An 18442-nucleotide genomic window follows, 5' to 3' on the forward strand; every position below is an offset into this window, starting at 1 on the left:
GCTGGCTCGGGCCTTCTCGGACCGGGCTCGGTCAGCCCCGGTCGGGCAGGATCAGCAGCGCGTCCCCGACGGGGCGTTCACCGGCCGCGTCGGACGGGTCGTTGATCACTTCTCCGTCGACCACCATGGTGGTCGACCCGCCGCCGTCAAGATTGACCGCGTCGCGCAGGCCGAGTGCCCGGGCGACGGCTGCGCTCTCGGGGATGCTCAGCCCGAGCGCGTCCGTGCTGCGTCCGTCGGCCGTGACCAGTACGGTCCTGCCGGAGGCGTCCACCCCGGCCAGCGTGCGTGGATTGCGCTTGTGCACCCAGCCGTAGTAGAAGCTCGCGTTGCCGGGCTGCACCATCCCGTCGGTCGCAGGCGTGACGTGCAGACGTCCGTCGCGGACCAGTTCGGGACCACCGTTGAGGATGCTGGTCGCCGGTGACGGCGAGACCTTATGGCCGCTGCCGTCCCGCAACGTCCTCTCGACGCGCAGGGGCCGGCCGACCTGCGCCAGAGCGGCCAGGGTGGCGACACGGGTGCCGGTCGCCTGCACGGAGCTGCCGCCGGCCGGCAGCGGTCCGCCGCGTGGTGAGCGCAGCTCCAGGACCCGTCCGCGGGTGTCCAGTACGGCCTCGAGGCCGTCTCCCTGTGGCGTCTGCCGACCGTATTCAGGCGTGAAGGCGACGAGCTCGTCGCGGTCGGTGCAGGTCACGTCGTGCAGGGGCAGCGAGGTCGGAGTGTCGTCGGCGGTGCCGCCGCAGTTCCTGATCAAGCCCGGTACGCGGTCGATGCCGTCCAGGGGTTGCGACGCGTCCCGGCCGACGACTCGCCCCTTCCAGGTGAGCCGGGCGACCCTGCTGTGCCGGCCGGAGTCGCGTATCACCAGGCCGGGGCGCCCGTTCACGGGCTCGCTCAGCAGCCGGCCGTCGTAGACGCCGACGCCGGCCGGATCGCCCGGTGCTCCGGCGCGCGGGTCGAGGACGAAGAACCCGGCGTTGACCGCTGCGGTCGCGCCGGTCGCGGCCGCCAGCTCGCTGGTCTTCTCGCGGTTCTCCAGATCGGGACCGTACGACGCCTTGAGCCCGCCGCGGAACCGGTCCGGGTCGATGGTGAGCACGTCGATCCGCCACGGGCCACTGTCCGAGGGGTTGCCGTCCCAGCCGGTGTAAACGGCGGACCCTGCGTACCCGGCCCCTCTCAGCCGGGTGAGCTCGGCCGTCGCGGCGGACTGCGAGTCGAACTGCCCGACCCGGACCCGCCACCCAAGCGTTCCACCGGCGTAGTCGGCGACGGCCGGAGTCGTGACTTCCTCGACCCGGGCGTCGAAGCCGTCCTTCTGAGCGTCGGCAGTCAGCTCGTCGGCGCTCGCCCGGTCCTTCAGCGCCGTCGGCGGCGCGTCGGGGTCCGGCGATGTGGCACCGCCGGGTATGGAAACCTCGACCGTCCACGCAAGCGCCGGGGCGTCGGCGCCGCGCACGATCCGTGTGAGGGTGACACCGGGCTGCAGCGTCCGCGTGCTGCGGGTCTCGGTCAAGCCGACGGCGCCCAGCGGCAGGGCACGCGCCGGCCGCGGACGCGGCTCGGAGGAGGCAGGCGCCGGCACGGCGCCCACCACAGCCAAGAGGGCCAGGACCGTAGACGCGCCGAGCAACTTGCTGTTCACGTACCCCCCCTTGGAAAGAACGGCCCAGCAACGGTGCGTGCGACAGCGACCACCAGTCAAGACGTGTGCACGTCAATACTCCCGGTCCGTTGCCCCTGGATCCCCTTGAGCACGGACTGAGCTGGAACACTGGCTGCACGAGTTGAGAACCGCATGAGTCCCGATCCATCGGCTTCGGACATGTCAGGTCCCCTTGAGGGCCCGCAAGTTGACCGAATCGATCGCCCACCTCGACCAGTCCGGTTCGCCTCGGGAGCCGAACTCGTCCGAACCAGATATTGCAGTTTCGCCCGTACCCGGGCTCACGAGCATTACGCGAACCAGCGGTGCGCGGTGGCTCCGGATGGGCCGAACACCGACGGGACCTGTCCCCCGGTGCCGCCCGTGGTCGCCACGACGGTGATCGCGGCCAGTACCTCCCGGTCTCCGTACCGGAGCCGGCCACCACCGTGGGGCGTTTCGGCGCCCCGGCAACACCCGGCGGCTACGCCCTGCGCGTCATTTTCTTGACCAGCCTGGCAAGAGCGGAGGATCCGCCGCTGTGCTCGGCCTCGTTCAGCGCCTTCTCGATCTGGGCGAAGTGGTCCTTGCGCGTCCGGCTCAGGTATTCGTTCGAGATCAGCGGCTCGGCTATCTTCCAGGCGCGGCGGTGGTCACCCTCGTAGTGGGCGACATAGGCCTTGGCGAGTTCGACCACGTCCTTGAACGGAATCCCGTCGGTGTAGTCCCGGTCGACGACATCCTGGACGGCCGACATCAGCTTCAGCTTCTCGTCGGTGTCGAAGGCGTCCTCGGCTATGGCCCGCAGCACGTCCTGCGGGATCGGCTTGACCACCTCGAAGGCCAGTGTGGAGCGGATGGGCGGCCCCGCGATCTCGATGTACGGCAGCAGCAGACCGGTGCTGTAGTGCAGCCACGGCAGCCGGGGGCTGGCGAAGTCCTGGTGCAGCAGCACGGAGCCTGGCTCCAGGCGGGGCAGGAAGCGCTCGGCCACACAGCGGAAGACCCGCGCCGTCTTGGCGATGTCGACGTGCAGGAACTCGATGGGGCTGTGGTCCTCGGGGTCGGAGGTCTGCCAGATGTCGCCGGGGTGCAGCTCGATGAAGTCGATGAATGGCTTCAGCTTGTCCTTGAAATCGTCGAGGAAGGAGTTGGTGTCCTCGGGCGCGACCCCGGCCGAGAAGAATTTCTCGGAGGCGAAGGTGCCCTTCCCGACCCGGAAGAAGTCGTACGCGTGCAGCTTGTTGGTCTTCTTGTCGAAGTCCGGGTTCTCCTTCAGACCGAGTGCGAGCGCGTACGTCGATCCGCCGCCGCCCGACCCGAGCTCGATCACCTTGCCCTCTCCAGCCAGCCGATGGCGACCCAACAGGTAGAGAAAGCGCAATTCCCATGTGCTCACCTGGGAGTAAGGGATCGCATCCGGAAGTTCGACGTCGTCGAGCTGGAGGTAGAGCTTGCTGAGGGGCGCCACGGGAACCTCGCGGTTTCAGTCTGATGGACGGGTCGCGATATTAACGTCGCGCGCCGGAGATCAGTCGGCGTAAACCGGCGATGGATTCGAGGATTTCCCCGGCCGCCACACTCCGGATGAAAAGTGTTGGGCCGACGTTCCCCTTCTGGATCCGAGCGCGGTGATCTCGACGTCGAGTGACCCGTGGCGAACGCCGCACTCGCGCACCACGGCAGCCCGTGCACGAGCAACCCACCGCCCCGGGCCGGCCACTACCTGTCGCATCCCAGTTCGCCGACCAAAGCCAGGGGGCAGGCCTTGGTACACCGGGAGTTGTATCCGCCCAGGCCCTGGACGGAGGATCCCGACCACTGCAAAGCCGGGGACGCCGTTTCCCGCGGTGCCGTTCCAAGGCTGTGCCCTCGGACCGGCTCGTCGGACTTATTGACACGGCCATGGATTACCTCGTGTCAGCCCACTCCGAGAAGTTTCACACCTACCCCATCGCGCCGTAGGTCCGCTCCGCCCGACAACTGGTGTGCTGCGCCCGGGCAACGGTTGCCCTGTAGTTCGCGGCGCGCTGACTGATTTCCAGGCGTAGCCGAACCGTCCGGCGCGTCGGGTCACGTGTCCCGCGGTGTGCGAATGAGTGTGTCCAGGCGCTGCCATGCCGGGGACGAGGGAAGGGGAAGGAGAGGGCTGCCGGGGTGGTGAGTTCTCCTTTGACGGCCTCTCACCATGCCGTCTGACGCGTGTGTGGCCCGAATCCCGGCGCGGCCGGCGGGGTCGGTCTCGGGTCGGTGCACTGGTACTCACCACCGGTCAGCACTCCGTTGAGGACGGCCGTTGTCGGATCGTAACCGTACGGGTCAGGTCTTGTGGAGAAAACCTGTGCGAGTGAGCCGGCTCGCCAATACGGTTCGGGAGCGCGGGGAGTCGCGGTCGTCGGGGGCGCGTGCTCTGGGGGTGTCGGGCGATGTGGGGGATCTTCGATGAATGTCCAGCGTGTGCTCCGCGGTCGGAACGGCGTGTTCCGCGGTCGGAACGGCGTGATCTTCGTCCTGATCATGGCGCTCTCCATGATCGGGCCGACCTCGACCGAGCCGTTCCGCAACGTCGCGGCGGGGCCGGACGCGGGGGCGGCGGCCACAGGGCCGGAGGGGCCGGAGGGCACGTCGTTCAACCCGAACCAGATCAAGGACATCAAGGCGGCCGATCCCGGCGCCGGGGTGAACCTGATCGAGGCCCCGACGGCGAACAGCGCCGGCGATGCACGGCTGGCGTACCCGCTCGAGGTGCCCAAGGGGCGCGGGGGTCTGCAACCCGAGCTGTCGATCGCCTACAACTCCTCGGGCGGCAACGGCTGGACCGGCGTCGGCTGGGACATGAGCACCCCGTCGATCACGGTGGACACCCGGTGGGGCGTGCCGCGCTACGACGGTGCGAAGGAAACCGAGTCGTACATGCTGAACGGGGAGCAGCTCACCCCGGTCGTGCACCGCGGGGCACTCCAGGCGCGTACCGCGGAGAAGGTGTTCCACTCCCGCGTCGAGGGCCGGTTCGACCGGATCGTCCGGCACGGCGACAAGCCGTCGAACTACTGGTGGGAGGTCACCGACAAGCAGGGCCTGCGCACCGTGTACGGCGGGGCGCAGGACACCACGCTCGCCGACGCCGCCGGCAACATCGCGCTGTGGGCGGCGCGCGAGGTACGCGACGGGCACGACAACCTGCTGCGCTACCACCACGTCCGGGTCGACGACGGCGGGGTCGCGAACTCGACCGTCCAGGGCCGTGCGCTCTACCCGAAGCGCATCACCTACACCGGGCACGGCGAAACCGAGGGCCGCTACTCCGTCACCTTCCTCCGGGACCGCGACCGGGACGAGCCGCGACGCGGCGACGTCCAGATCGACGCGCGGTACGGCTTCAAGCGAGTCACCGCGGACCTGCTGCGCCGGGTCGAGGTCAAGCTCGACGACAAGCTGATCCGTGCCTACGAACTCGACTACCGAACCGGCGCGTTCGCCAAGACGCTGCTGCAGTCGGTGTCGCAGTTCGGTGAGGACAACCGGGTGTTCAACACCCACCGGTTCGACTACTTCGACGACGTGCGGGACAAGTCGGGCGCCTACACCGCGTTCGAGGCCGCCGCGGGCTGGACGGTCCCCGACGACGACCTCGGTGTCAACATCCGGGAGGGTGAGGCGAGCGCGCTGTCGTCGAGCACGTCGGTCGGCGCGGGCGGGCATCTCTATGTCGGCTACAACCCGGGCGCGCCGGTCAAGTCCGGGTCGGCCGGAGTGAAGGTCGGCGTGAACGCCGGGGTTTCCGACGGCCTGCTGGCGCTGCAGGACGTCAACGGCGACAACCTGCCGGACAAGGTGTTCCGCAAGAACGGCGAGGTGTTCTACCGGCCGAACCTGTCCGGCCCGTCCGGGCAGCCGAAATTCGGGGACACCCCTGTCGAGCTCACCGGGCTGCCCGGCATCTCCCGGGAGACCACCTTGTCGGGCTCCGCGGGCATCGAGGCGTACCTCGGCGTCAATGGCCAGCTCGACTACGTATCGACCACGACGACGTCTGACCGCTATTTCACCGACGTCAACGCCGATGGCATCGCCGACCTGGTCAACAACGGCGGGGTGCTCTTCGGGCGCCTGGACGCCAACGGCAACCCGACCTACAGCGCCGACAGCGACGGCACGGCGGCCCCGGTGGGGTCAGGTGCCGCGACGGGCACGATCGTAGGCGACCAGACCGCGGCCTTCGAACGCGCGGTGGACAACTCGCCGCTGATGGACAGCGTGCGCCGCTGGGTGGCGCCCTACGACGGCACCGTGCGGATCGAGGGCGGGGTGCGGCTGGAAAAGGACACCGGCCCGCAGCGCGCGGAGTACGAGAAGGCCGACGGCGTCCGCGTCACCATCCAGCACAACGACACGGAATTGTGGGCGCAGCGGATCGGGCCGGACGACTACGTCGAGTTCGCCCCGACCGGGGTGAACTCGGTGCCGGTGCGCAAGGGCGACGCCGTGTACTTCCGCGTGCAGTCCGTTCTGGACGGCAAGTACGACACCGTGGCGTGGGACCCGAGGGTCAGCTATGTCGGCATGCCCGCGGGCACCGACGCCAACGGCCGGAGCACCACGGTCTTCGACGCGAAGAACGACTTCACCCTGGCCGGACGCCCGTCCGTGGTCACCGCGCCGCTGACCGGCACGCTGAAGATCACCGGCGACCTGGTGAAGTCCGCGGCGACCTCGGACAGTGTGACCGTGCTGATCACGCGCGAGACGACCGACTTCCTGGGCAACCCGGTAACCGATGAGCTGATCCGCAAGGTCCTGCCCCCGGCGTCCACCGGCACGACACCGATCGACCTCAGCATCCAGGTGGCCGCGCGCGAGCGACTGTCGTGGAAGCTGCTGGTGGACTCCCCGATCGACGCGAACGCGCTGCGCTGGACGCCGAAGGCGCACTACACAAAGGCCAACGGCGTCGAGTCCGTCGTCGACTCCGCCGGCAACCCGACGGTGGTGGTCAACCCTCCGTACGAGATGAACCTGTACCCGGTGAACTCGCTGACCGGGCCGCAGGGTTCCTTCACCGCCACGCGCACCGGCACGCTCACCGTCGAGCCGGACATCCAGCTGAAGCCGAACTCCGAGAACGCGAAGATCTTCCTCACGGTCAAGAAGCGCAACGGCCTGCTCGGCAAGCGGACCATCGATCTCTGGTCCGGCGCGGGCCTGCCCGCGTCCATGACCCGCCTGAACGTGCCGGTCACCCAGGGCGACGAGCTGTTCTTCGACCTGACCACGACCAACACCAAGCTCGTCGGCCTCCTCAACACGCAGACGGTCAAGGTCAGCTACGACGGCTCGAACTTTCAGCAGGTGCCGAGCGCGATGCACTCGCCCGCCGGCCAGGGCGCGTTCGCCCAGCCGTACCGCGGCTGGGGCGTGATCGGCTACCAGGGCAACCGCGAAAGGGCCACCCGCCCCATCGCACAGACCGAGCTGGTGCTCGACCAGAGCTACAAGGACGCGCTGCCGAAGGCACCGGCCGAGGCCGACCTGGCCACGTTCACCGCGGACCCGAAGGTGCCCACCCCGCGGATCACCGTGTTCGCCCCGCAGCCCTCCACGGGCCGGTGGGTCGCCTCCGACGACAGCACGTGGGTCGGCGCCTCGGCCGCGGCCAGTTCCCGGCTCGGCCTGGACACCGTCGACATCATCACCGACGCCGACATCGCCGGGTCGACCGGCCTGATCCGGCGCGGCCGCACCCAGCAAATCTCCACCACGCTGACGCTCGGCCCGTTCGGCGGCAGCGGCGCCATCGGCACCACCGCGAGCGAGGTCGACTTCCTCGACATCAACGGTGACCGCTTCCCGGACGTCGTCGGCGCCAAGGAGATCCAGTACTCCGACATGGACGGCGGCCTCGGCGCCACCCGCGGCACGCTCGGCGGCAACGTGCGCGAGTCGGACTCCATCTCCGGCGGCGTGTCGCTCAGCGCGGGCAGCCCGGTCCGCACCCTGGCCACCGCAGGCGGCACCGACGCGCCCTCCGGCGACGCCTCGGCCACCACCGCCCGCACCGGCGTCGAGATGCCCTCGCTGGGCATCGGCGGCAACCTCGGCGGCGGCGAGTCCGACGCCAAGTTCGACCTCACTGACATCAACGGCGACAGCCTCCCGGACAAGGTGTACGCCAACGGCGAGGCCCAGCTGAACCTCGGCTACAGCTTCGCGCCCCGCGAACCGTGGGGCGGGGGGCCCGTCAACGACGCCTCCACCCGCAACACCGGCGTCAACCTGGGCTTCAACCTCGACAACTACGGCTTCGCGGGCGGGGTCTCCGCGACACTGGGGACCTCGAAGACCAACGCCACACTGGCCGACGTCAACGGCGACGGCCTGACCGACCGCGTATTCACCGACGGCGCCAACCCTGTGAAGGTCGCGATCAACACCGGTGCCGGCTTCACCGCACCGACACCGTTCCGCGGCGCGTTCAGCGACATCGCGGTGGACAAGAACGCCACCCTCGGCGGCGGCGCGTACTTCACCTTCGGCTTCCCCGTCGGCGCCGGCCACATCGTGTTCAACCCTGGTGTGGACGCCTCCACCAGCATCGGCCGGGCCGAGGTGGCGCTGCGCGACATCAACGGCGACGGCCTGGCCGACCACGTCAAGTCGACCCGGGACAACGAACTGCTCGTCGCGGTCAACAAGAGCGGCCGCACCAACCTGCTGCGCTCGGTCAGTCGCCCGATGGGCGCCCGCATCGACCTGGACTACACCCGGTCGGGCAACACCGCCGCCATGCCGGACAGCCGCTGGGTGCTGTCCCGCACCGCCGTGTTCGACGGGCTCGAGGGCGACGGCGCTGACACACGCCTGACCACCTTCCGCTACGAGAAGGGCCGCTACGACCGGGCGGAGCGCGAGTTCCTCGGCTTCGGCCGCGTCGTGACCGAGGACCGCGACACCGGTACGGACGACGCCGTGCGCCGCACGGTGACCGACGAGTACCGCACCGACGGGTACGTGAGCCGCGGCCTGCTCACCCGCACGCTGACCGAGGACGATGCCGGCCACCCGTACCGCGAGACACTCAACACCTACCGGTTGCTCGACACCTCCACGGACAAGGACGCCGACCCGAAGAGCTGGACTGCCACCGTCTTCCCGCAGCTCACCCACGTCGAGGACAAGCACTACGAAGGCGCGGCCACCGCAGCAAAGTCCACATTCACCGACCTCTCCTACGACGACTACGGCAACGTCACCCGCACCTTCGACACGGGCGACGAGGGCACCGCGGACGACCTGGAGACCACCTTCGCGTACAGCGGCCCCGACGCGCAGTGCCGCGACCACCACCTCGTCGGCATCGCCAACGCGATACGGCAAAAGGCCGCCGCCACCGGCACACTCCTACGCCACCGCGAATCCACCGTCGACTGCGCGACCGGCGCCGTGCGCCAGACCCGCGAATACCTCGACGACGACACCCCGGCCGTCTCCGACCTGACGTACCACCCGGACGGGAACCTGAAATCGGTGACCGGCCCGGCGAACGCAAAAGGGCAGCGCTACAGACTCGAGTACGGCTACGACACCACCGTCGGCGTACACATCGAGTCCATCGAGGACAGTTTCGGCTACCGCTCGTCCACGGCGTACAACCTCAAATACGGCCGGCCCGAGCGGAACACCGACCACAACGACCAGCCGCTCCGGATGTCCTACGACAGCGTCGGCCGACTCGACAAGGTGACCGGACCCTACGAGAAGGATGGCGACCAGGCCACCATCACCTTCGGCTACCACCCCGAGGCGACCGTCCCGTACGCCACGACCAAGCACCTCGACCGCGCCGCCTCAGGCGTACGCGACGACACCATCGACACCGTCACCTTCAGCGACGGCCTCAAGCGCGCACTGCAGACCAAGAAGGACGCCTCGGTGTCCGCCTCGCCCGGGGCCACGCCCACCCAGGTGATGACGGTCTCCGGCCGGCTGAAGTTCGACTCCCTCGGCCGCACCGTGGAGAAGTACTACCCGGTGACCGAGAACAAGGGAGCCGCGAACACCACGTTCAACGCCTCCTTCGACACCGTGACACCCACGAAGGACACCTTCGACGTCCTGGACCGGTCGGTCAGGACCGTGCAACCGGACGGCGTCACCACCAGCACCGGATACGGCTTCGGCGAGGACCGGGCGGGCACGACCCGCCTCGAGCAGACGGTGACCGACGGCAACGGCAAGGAGCGCCGCACCTACACCGACCTCCGCGGGGCCACCACCTCGGTGAAGGAGTTCAACGGCTCCTCGGAGATCTGGACCAGCTACGCGTACGACCCCACAGGTCAAGTCACGACGATCACCGACGACAAGAACAACATCACGCGCGCCGGCTACGACGCACTGGGACGCCGCACCTCGTTCGACAGCCCGGACGCCGGGCGCTCCGAGACCCGCTACGACCTCGCCGGGAACGTCACATCGAAGATCACCGCGAACCTGCGGGCTGCGGACAAGGCCATCGAGTACGACTACGAGTACTCGCGGCTGAAGGCCATCCGCTACCCGACGTTCCCGGACAACAACGTCTCCTACGAGTACGGCGCCCCCGGAGCACCGGACAACGCAGCCTCGCGCGTCACCGAGGTCCACGACGCAGCAGGAACGGTGCAGCGCACCTACGGGGCGCTGGGCGAGGTGATCAAGGAGACCCGCACGATCACCGCGGTCCGCGACGCCCCGCGCACCTACACCACCGGCTGGCGCTACGACGCCTTCAACCGCGTGCTGCAGATGACCTACCCCGACGGCGAGGTCCTGACCTACGACTACGACTCGGGCGGCCAGGTCAGCCGGGCCACCGGATCCAAGAACGGCACCAGCTACACGTACCTGGACCGGCTCGACTACGACAAATTCGGGCAGAAGATCCTGCAGCAGACCGGCAACGAGGTGCGCACCACCTACACCTACGACACCGAGGACCGCCGACTCGGAGCACTCAAGTCCGTGGCGCCGGGTGGTACCGCGTTCCAGAACCTGGGCTACACCTACGACAAGATCGGCAACATCACCTCGCTGGCGAACAACGCGCCGCAGGGCGGGGACATCGGCGGTCCGAGCAGCCAGACCTACGGATACGACGACCAGTACCGGCTCACCTCCGCGTCCGGCCAGTACACGGACAAGAACAACGCGGTCAACAAGTACACGCTGAGCCTGGGCTACGACTCGATCCACAACACCACGAGCAAGTCGCAGACCCACGAGGTCACCGGCGGCACCCCGGCCTTCCCGGTCGGAGGCGGCGGAGCCGGGCCGATCGAACCGGTCGAGGACCCGTCCAACTCGGGCGACGTCCAGGACCGGACCACCTACGACTACACGTACGCCTACGGCGGCACCAAGCCGCACGCCCCGAGCAAGGTCGGTCCGATCAGCCATGCCTACGACGCCAACGGCAACCTGACAGGCACGGTCAACACAGCCGTCACCGACAAGCGCCGGCAGTACGTGTGGGACGAGGAGAACCGCCTCGTCTGCAACCAGGACACAGCGACCGGCACCCTCACGCAGGACCCGAACGGCTGCGCCGGCGCCACCGTCTCCTACGTCTACGACGACAAGGGCGACCGCCTCGTCAAGCGGAGCGAAGACGGGCTCTCGCTATACCCGAACCGCTACTACAGCGAACGCGACACCACCGGCTACAAGCACATCTTCGTCGGCGACAGCCGCGTGACGACCAAAACCGTCGCGACCACCGGTCTCGAAGACGCCCAGCAGTTCTTCCACGCCGACCACATCGGCTCCTCCGGCTACGTCACCGACAAACAGGGCAAGGTCACCGAGCACCTGGAGTACTTCCCGTACGGGGAAACCTGGGTGGAGGAACGGTCCGGACAGGCGGACACGCCCTACCAGTTCACCGGCAAGGAACTCGACGCAGAGACCGGGCTCTACTACTACGGAGCCCGCTACTACAACCCACGGACCCAGCTCTGGGCGAGCACCGACCCGGTGCTGCCCGACTACCTCGACGGGGACATGGCGGGCGGCATCGCCGAGCCGCGCAACCTCGCCGCCTACACCTACACCCACAACAACCCGGTCAAGCTCACCGACCCGACCGGCAAGTGGCCGAAGATGCCGTCCTGGAAGACGATCGGCCACACCACCCTCGACGTCGTCGGCATGGTCCCGGTCGTCGGCGAGCCCGCCGACCTGGCCAACGCGGGCTGGTACGGCGCGGAAGGCGACTACGTCAACGCCGGACTCTCCGCTGCCTCGGCCATCCCCGGCGCGGGCTACGCGGCGAACGCCGCCAAATACGGCAACAGGGCACTCGACGCCGTACAGGCCGCTAAGAACGCCAACAACGCCGCCGACGCGGCGAAGACGGCCAAGGCAGCCGAAAGCACTCCCGTACCGAAGGCGGCGGACAGCCCTCCCGCACCGAAACCGGCCGAGAGCGGATCCGCCCCCAAGGCCGCCGACAACGGGGCAGGGACCTGCAACAGCTTCACCCCGGACACCCTGGTCGTGATGGCCGACGGCAACCACAAGGCCATCGAACAGGTGCGCGTCGGCGACAAGGTCACCGCCACCGACCCCGCCACCGGCAAGACCGGCCCGCGCACCGTCACCGCGCTCATCACTGGGGAAGGCCAGAAGAACCTGGTCGAGATCACCGTCACCAACCGCGACGGCCACACGGGCAAGGTCGTCGCGACGGACAAACACCCGTTCTGGGCGCCCGAACTCGGCAAGTGGGTCTACGCCAAGGAGATCGTCCCCGGAATGCTGCTGCAGACCGGCAACGGCTCCTACACCCAGGTAGGCGTCGTGCGCGCGTGGACCCAGCACAAGCGGGTCCACAACCTCACTGTCGACGACCTGCATACGTACTATGTGCTGGCGGGGACGACGCCGATCCTGGTGCACAATATAAATACGCCGATCGGCTGCGGTCCGAATGGTGGACCAATCTACGACATCCCGGCTGGATCGAGTGGAGGGCCTGGAGCGGGTCAAAGGATTCCCGCCGATATGCTCGGTGAATACAACATCGGGGTTAACGCAAACCCGAGTCTGCCTACGCCGTTGTGTTCGTACTGCAGGACGAATCCTGCACAATCGGTAGATCACGTGGAGCCGCGCGTTCGTGGTGGCGATCTAACCGACGCGAATACGACGCCTGCGTGCCGGCCCTGCAATAGCTCAAAGAGGGATCACGGAGCCCCGCTGAATCCACCGGCCGGTTACACTGGCCCGTGGCCGCCGCCTCATTGGCCACCTCATATCAGGAGATAGTCGCGATCTCCGGACGTGGATCTGCCCGGCACAGATGGCGTGCCGGGTAGATCCATATTCGCCCCAAGAGAGGCAGTTCATGAGTTCACAAGTCAGCTTCATTGTTCATGACGAACCAGTCATCAGGCCTGATCAGGCATATATCGCGGTGGCCGATCTGGCACCCTTCGGATTTCCCGGCCAGATGGAGCAAATTTGGCTGCGCCCTCTAGGTGATAAAAAATACGAGGTTTGCTGCTTGCCCTTCAGGGTCTACGGATTGGCGATGGGTGACGTTGTCTCGCTCGACGCGGAAGCAAGAAACGTCAATGGAATCGTTCGGCATTCCGGAAATCGCGTATTTCGAATCTTCTTCCCCCATTCGATCCCTTTGGAAAGATTTATTTCGGCGAAAGAGAGCGTGATTTCCGCTATCTGCGATGCCGACTTGCAGGCGGAGTGGAGTGGAGATCGGCACGTGGCGATCAATATCCCGGTGGGCGGATCGGTAGCTCGCGTATGGGAGGTGGTTCGGGAACTCGAAGGTGTCGCGGTGTGGGAGTGGTCCGATGTGGAAGAATTCCGCACCAGTTGAGCATGAAGCGTCCTCACCTCGCGTAAGGCGGACAGGTTTATCCGTGCACCGCAAAATTGAGGAAAACCAGAGAGTTGGCCGTGACCCATGCCCCGGACGGCCGGCCCGACTTCCGTGATCAGCAGCGCAACGCCGACCATCTACTCGTCGCTCCACCCGGTCATCTCCAGAAGCAGGCTGTTCAGCGGACCGCCGACCGGCTCCCCACGTTCATGGTCAGGATTCGGGTCGTGGTCGCGTGGTCGGCGCGTCGCCACACCCGGTACAAGTGGGGCGTCAGGGTCCGGTCGGTCGCGTACTTCTGCCGTGGCGGGGAACAACTCCTCTACGAGAGGTCGCCAGAACCTTGTGACCGCACGAGCCGACGCGCTCCGGGCACTTCCTCATGTATCGCCTCCGATGGAATCGTTACCGCAGCAGTGAGCGAATCCATTGGGCGACTTGAGGATTCCGCCCTCCACACAGAGCCGCTCCTCGGAGGAGTACTCCGATGACCACCACACTCAAGATCACGTCTCTGCCGCCCGCACACCGTGACCATCTCCTGAGCCTTGCCGACAACGTCTCGTTCCCCGCAGCACGGCGGCTTTTCGAGGAACACACCATCGCCGACCGCTTCTGGATCCTGAAGACCGGGGCGGTGACCCTCGATGCACAGCTTCCTCACCGTCGTCGCGCGGAAATCGAAACGCTGGTGCCGGGTGAGCTGGTCGGACTGTCCTGGCTCTTCCCGCCCTTCGAGTGGGAACTGGGCGCCGAGACATTGAGCCCCGTCCGCGCCTATGAATTCGACGCTCCCCAGGTCCGGGCGCTGTGCCAGTCGGACCCCGAGTTCGGATTCGCGATCAGTCAATGGGTCGGCATGGTGCTCACCCGACGGCTGCACGCGACGCGCGGTCGGCTGCTCGATCTCTACGAAGCCGCCTCGCGGGCCTGAAAGCCTGTCCGTGAAGGTCGGGCCCGTTTCCAGATGCTCACTGTTCTCCTCCAGGGCGACGAAGCACAGAAGACCGTCGCAGCTCACACGGGCTGGCCGAGAGCTGGGCTGTGGGCGTGTTCTCGTGATCTGCGATGTCCGCTTACGCCTTGTTGCGGCGTTTCCAGTGGGATCCCTCGACGAGCTTGCCGGGCTTCAGGTCCTTGTAGACCTCGACGAAGTGGGTGATCGCCAGCAGGTCGAAGCCGGAGACATCACCGATGCCCTGCCTTGCGCAACCGGGATCCACACCGAGCCCCAGCCGGACGCAGAGCCACCCCCGGCGCCGGGTCCGGGATCCCGCCCCGCCCCCGAGCCACCCGACTGACCAGAGCGCTCCTGCCTGCGGCCGTGGGGGGCTCGCATGAAGAGTCGCGTGTTCGGCGGGAAGCGGACCTAGATGATCACGCTCAGTCATCACTGGAGGAGTCGCCGCCTGCGGACGAACCGGCGGGTTACGGAAACCCTGCCGCGTTGCGACGGAATGCCACTCTGATGCACATCCCCGACGAGGCTCACGCTCGGCCGGCCGTGACTACATCCATGCCCGTGGCTCCCCGCACCAGCGAGCCGGACCCCACACGCCGACATGTGACCGGGGACCCGGCCGCCCTCTGCCGCATGACCGCTCATCAAGTACGGCAGATATCCATCGAAACCCAAACGAGCGCGTCTGTCCAGCGGCGATGGCCTGCCGGACAAGTCCGCGCCGAGAGGTCTCCATCGCCGGCATGTGATGGCTGAGGTCGGTTCCACGGGCGCACGGGCCCGTGCGCCCGTGGCCGGCCTGCGTGTCCCGGGCTGCCCTGCGGGCGACGGGATGAGCCGTCGGATATGCCTGAGGTGGGACCTGCAGTCCCGGAGCAGTCGGAAGCCGTAAAGAAGGGAGAGGACATGGCGCGGGTGGTAGTCGAGGGCACCGATATCGTCGTTGGCCTGTCCTGGCGGGAGAAGGCGGCGGCACGCCACCGCGATGTGCGCGTTCCCGTGTCGGCGCTGCGCCGGCTCTATATCGAGCCCGACTGGTGGCGTGCGCTTCGCGGCGGGTGCGGTCGGGGCACCTGGATTCCCGGACGGCTCTGCGCAGGTATCCGGCATCTCCAGGAGGGACAGGACTTCGCGTTGGTACGGGCCGGCAGGCCGGTGCTGTGTGTGGAACTGCGCCGGGGTGCACCGTTCAGCCGGCTGGCGATCTCCGTCCCCGACCCCGAGGAGACGATGCGAGCTCTGCTGCCGCTGGTCCCACGGGATCGGCTGGGATGAAGGTGAGCGGGTGAGGGGGTGAGGGGCAAGCAACCGGCGAACTTCACCGTCAGAATTGGGCACTCGTCCATTGCAAGGATCGATCGCCCAGGACTGATCAAGGGCAGGGCGGCCTCCCGGCGGACGCCGCCTCTCGCAACCGGTCATTTGCGAGAGTCGCGCACGGCGACGGAACCGAGGGGAGGTCAGGCGCGCTCGGACAGGAGTTCGGTGAGAAGGCCGCGGATTCGCTGCTCGATCTCGTCCCGGATGGGGCGGACCGCCTCGACGCCCTGCCCGGCCGGGTCGTCGAGCTTCCAGTCGAGGTACTTCTTGCCGGGGAAGACGGGGCAGGTGTCGCCACAACCCATGGTGATCACCACGTCGGACGCCTGCACGGCCTCGACGGTCAGCATCTTCGGCGTCTCGGCGGACATGTCGATGCCGACCTCAGCCATCGCCTGCACAGCGGCCGGGTTCACGGCGTCGGCCGGCACGGACCCGGCGGAGCGGACCTCGACCCGGCCCTGGGAGAGGTGGGTGAGCAAGGCGGCGCCCATCTGCGAGCGGCCTGCATTGTGGACGCACACGAACAGCACGGACGGCTTGGACTCAGACACGGGCGGAGCCTTCCTGGGAGACGGCCGGTCGGGCCGTCGGTGCGGGCTGAGGGAAGAAGCGGCGGGCGGACAGGGCGACGTGGACCAGGCCGATGAGGACGGGGACCTCGATGAGCGGGCCGACGACTCCCGCGAGGGCCTGGCCGGAGGTGGCGCCGAAGGTGGCGATGGCAACCGCGATGGCGAGTTCGAAGTTGTTGCCCGCGGCGGTGAACGCGAGCGTCGTCGCCTTCGGGTAGTCCAGCCCGACCGCGCGGCCGGCGGCCATGGACCCGACCCACATCACGGCGAAGTACACCAGCAGGGGCAGCGCGATCCGGGCGACGTCCAGGGGCTTGGAGGTGATGGCGTCACCCTGGAGGGCGAAGAGGACGACGATGGTGAACAACAGCCCGTACAGGGCGAACGGGCCGATGCACGGGATCAGCTTCGTCTCGTACCAGGTGCGGCCCTTGGCCTTCTCGCCCAGACGGCGGGTGAGGAACCCTGCGAGCAGGGGAACGCCCAGGAAGATGAGTACGGAGCGGGCGATCTCCCACACCGACACATCGAGCGTGGTCTGCTCCAGGCCGAGCCAGCCGGGCAGCACGCTCAGGTAGAACCAGCCCAGCGCGGCGAACGCGATCACCTGGAACACCGAGTTCAGCGCGACGAGGACGGCGGCGGCTTCGCGGTTGCCGCAGGCGAGGTCGTTCCAGATGATGACCATCGCGATGCAGCGGGCGAGACCTACGATGATCAGGCCGGTGCGGTACTCGGGCAGGTCCGGCAGGAATACCCACGCCAGGGCGAACATCAGCGCCGGGCCGACGATCCAGTTCAGGACCAGGGACGGGATGAGCAGGCGCCGGTCGCGGGTGACGGTGTCCAGACGGTCGTAGCGGACCTTGGCCAGGACCGGGTACATCATCACGAGCAGGCCGAGCGCGATCGGCAGCGAGACGCCGGTGACGGTGACCTTCGCGAGCGCGTCCCCCAGGCCGGGAACGAGGTGGCCCAGGCCGAGGCCGGCGGCCATCGCGATCAGAATCCACACGGCGAGGAAGCGGTCCAGGAACGAGAGCCGCCGGGCCACCGGCCCCGCGGGCGCCACCGTGGCGGCGGCTTCGGGGCTCACGAGGCGGCTCCGGCAGGCGCGGCCTCCGCCGGCGGCTGCCCGGCGGGGCGGGTGAGGATCGCGGCGAGGCGGTCGGTCATCTGCGGCAGCAGCCGGTAGTACACCCATGTTCCGCGCCGCTCGGAGTCGATGAGCCCGGCCTGCTTCAGCAGCTTGAGGTGGTGGGAGATCGTCGGTTGCGACAGCTCGAAGGCCGGGGTGAGGTCGCAGACGCAGACCTCCCCGCCCGCGCGCGAGGCGATCATCGACAGCAGCCGCAGCCGCACGGGGTCGCCCAGGGCCTTGAACACCTTCGCCAGATCGGCGGCCTGGTCCTCGTCCAGCGGGGCGGTCAGCAGGGCGGGACAGCACTCGCCGGCACCGTCCTGGGCGAGCACCACAAGCTCTTGTTTCGACATGCTTCTATGTTGACGTTTTTCGATCCAAGGCGCAAGGTTGAATCGATAGACATCAATTCAACCTGATCGGGGAGACCGCAATGTCCCGTGCCCAGCTCGCGCTCAACGTCGCCGACCTCGAAGCGTCGGTCGCCTTCTACTCCAAGCTGTTCGGCGTCGAGCCGGCCAAGCGCCGCCCCGGCTACGCAAACTTCGCGATCACCACCCCGCCGCTCAAGCTCGTCCTCATCGAGGGCGAGCCGGGCCAGGAGACCCGCCTGGACCACCTCGGCGTCGAGGTCGACACCACCGAGGAAGTCACCGCCGCCACCACCCGGCTCAAGGACGCCGGGCTCGCGACCTTCGAGGAGAACGACACATCCTGCTGCTACGCCCTCCAGGACAAGGTGTGGGTCCACGGCCCCGGCAAGGAGCCGTGGGAGGTCTACGTCGTCAAGGCCGACGCCGACCGGATGGGCAAGAACCCCGTACTGGACGGCGACGCCTGCTGCGCCGGGCAGAGCGAGACCGCCGAGACCGCAGCATCCGCGCCGACAGCTGCGGGCTGTGCCTGCGGCAGCTGA

Annotated in this window: 11 protein-coding genes and 1 pseudogene; 5 read left to right on the forward strand and 7 right to left on the reverse strand. The window is 67.9% G+C overall.

Annotation, left to right across the window (positions count from 1 at the left end; genetic code table 11):
- Positions 1 to 31: 31 nt before the first annotated feature.
- From ACFVYE_RS15575 to ACFVYE_RS15585, 3 genes and pseudogenes are all read right to left on the reverse strand, one after another.
- Positions 32 to 1648, reverse strand: coding sequence for a phosphodiester glycosidase family protein (locus tag ACFVYE_RS15575; protein WP_383959202.1), 1617 nt, complete (start codon positions 1646 to 1648; stop codon positions 32 to 34).
- A 139-nt stretch (positions 1649 to 1787) separates the two neighbouring features.
- A pseudogene (locus ACFVYE_RS15580) lies at positions 1788 to 2103 on the reverse strand (IS5/IS1182 family transposase); the annotation flags it as partial.
- Positions 2104 to 2132: 29 nt separating this feature from the next.
- The gene (locus ACFVYE_RS15585; protein ID WP_383959200.1) at positions 2133 to 3119 is read right to left on the reverse strand and encodes a class I SAM-dependent methyltransferase; all 987 of its coding nucleotides are present in this window, start codon (positions 3117 to 3119) and stop codon (positions 2133 to 2135) included.
- A gap of 971 nt (positions 3120 to 4090) precedes the next feature.
- On the opposite strand from ACFVYE_RS15585, the gene ACFVYE_RS15590 reads away from it, so the two are divergent.
- The 3 genes from ACFVYE_RS15590 to ACFVYE_RS15600 all read left to right on the forward strand — a co-directional run bounded on the left by ACFVYE_RS15590 (position 4091) and on the right by ACFVYE_RS15600 (position 14463).
- Positions 4091 to 12952, forward strand: a complete 8862-nt coding sequence (locus ACFVYE_RS15590) for a SpvB/TcaC N-terminal domain-containing protein (protein WP_389605879.1) — start codon at positions 4091 to 4093, stop codon at positions 12950 to 12952.
- 79 nt (positions 12953 to 13031) lie between these two features.
- Positions 13032 to 13526 carry a DUF4265 domain-containing protein gene (locus tag ACFVYE_RS15595; protein WP_383959196.1) on the forward strand — a complete coding sequence of 165 codons (495 nt, stop codon included), beginning with the start codon at positions 13032 to 13034 and terminating at the stop codon, positions 13524 to 13526.
- A 490-nt stretch (positions 13527 to 14016) separates the two neighbouring features.
- Positions 14017 to 14463 carry a Crp/Fnr family transcriptional regulator gene (locus ACFVYE_RS15600; protein WP_383959194.1) on the forward strand — a complete coding sequence of 149 codons (447 nt, stop codon included), beginning with the start codon at positions 14017 to 14019 and terminating at the stop codon, positions 14461 to 14463.
- A gap of 142 nt (positions 14464 to 14605) precedes the next feature.
- Here the strand turns inward: ACFVYE_RS15600 and ACFVYE_RS15605 are convergent, their stop codons facing one another.
- The gene (locus ACFVYE_RS15605) at positions 14606 to 14752 is read right to left on the reverse strand and encodes a hypothetical protein (protein WP_383959192.1); all 147 of its coding nucleotides are present in this window, start codon (positions 14750 to 14752) and stop codon (positions 14606 to 14608) included.
- Between the two features lie 644 nt (positions 14753 to 15396).
- Here ACFVYE_RS15605 and ACFVYE_RS15610 point away from each other — a divergent pair.
- Positions 15397 to 15765, forward strand: coding sequence for a hypothetical protein (locus ACFVYE_RS15610; RefSeq protein WP_383959190.1), 369 nt, complete (start codon positions 15397 to 15399; stop codon positions 15763 to 15765).
- A gap of 185 nt (positions 15766 to 15950) precedes the next feature.
- Here the strand turns inward: ACFVYE_RS15610 and ACFVYE_RS15615 are convergent, their stop codons facing one another.
- Genes ACFVYE_RS15615 through ACFVYE_RS15625 form a run of 3 tightly spaced genes read right to left on the reverse strand, consistent with a single transcriptional unit; the run spans position 15951 to position 17879 of the window.
- Positions 15951 to 16364, reverse strand: coding sequence for an arsenate reductase ArsC (locus ACFVYE_RS15615; protein ID WP_383959188.1), 414 nt, complete (start codon positions 16362 to 16364; stop codon positions 15951 to 15953).
- A complete protein-coding gene (arsB, locus tag ACFVYE_RS15620; RefSeq protein ID WP_383959186.1) occupies positions 16357 to 17481 on the reverse strand; it encodes an ACR3 family arsenite efflux transporter in 1125 nt (374 codons plus the stop codon). Before arsB ends, ACFVYE_RS15615 begins: the two co-directional genes overlap by 8 nt.
- Positions 17478 to 17879, reverse strand: coding sequence for an ArsR/SmtB family transcription factor (locus ACFVYE_RS15625; protein WP_383959184.1), 402 nt, complete (start codon positions 17877 to 17879; stop codon positions 17478 to 17480). The genes arsB and ACFVYE_RS15625 overlap by 4 nt, the downstream gene beginning before the upstream one ends.
- A gap of 80 nt (positions 17880 to 17959) precedes the next feature.
- Between ACFVYE_RS15625 and ACFVYE_RS15630 the strand changes: the two genes are divergently transcribed.
- Complete coding sequence (locus ACFVYE_RS15630; protein ID WP_383959183.1) at positions 17960 to 18442, forward strand: ArsI/CadI family heavy metal resistance metalloenzyme; 483 nt, start codon at positions 17960 to 17962, stop codon at positions 18440 to 18442.

It is taken from the genome of Streptomyces sp. NPDC058239, from assembly GCF_042882185.1.
Classification (GTDB): Bacteria; Actinomycetota; Actinomycetes; order Streptomycetales; family Streptomycetaceae; genus Streptomyces.

Excerpts from the sequence above, each read along its gene's own strand:
- ACFVYE_RS15630 (WP_383959183.1), top strand. The coding sequence starts at position 17,960 with ATGTCCCGTGCCCAGCTCGCGCTCAACGTCGCCGACCTCGAAGCGTCG.
- ACFVYE_RS15590 (WP_389605879.1), top strand. The coding sequence starts at position 4,091 with ATGAATGTCCAGCGTGTGCTCCGCGGTCGGAACGGCGTGTTCCGCGGT.
- ACFVYE_RS15610 (WP_383959190.1), top strand. The coding sequence starts at position 15,397 with ATGGCGCGGGTGGTAGTCGAGGGCACCGATATCGTCGTTGGCCTGTCC.
- ACFVYE_RS15625 (WP_383959184.1), bottom strand. The coding sequence starts at position 17,879 with ATGTCGAAACAAGAGCTTGTGGTGCTCGCCCAGGACGGTGCCGGCGAG.
- ACFVYE_RS15595 (WP_383959196.1), top strand. The coding sequence starts at position 13,032 with ATGAGTTCACAAGTCAGCTTCATTGTTCATGACGAACCAGTCATCAGG.
- ACFVYE_RS15600 (WP_383959194.1), top strand. The coding sequence starts at position 14,017 with ATGACCACCACACTCAAGATCACGTCTCTGCCGCCCGCACACCGTGAC.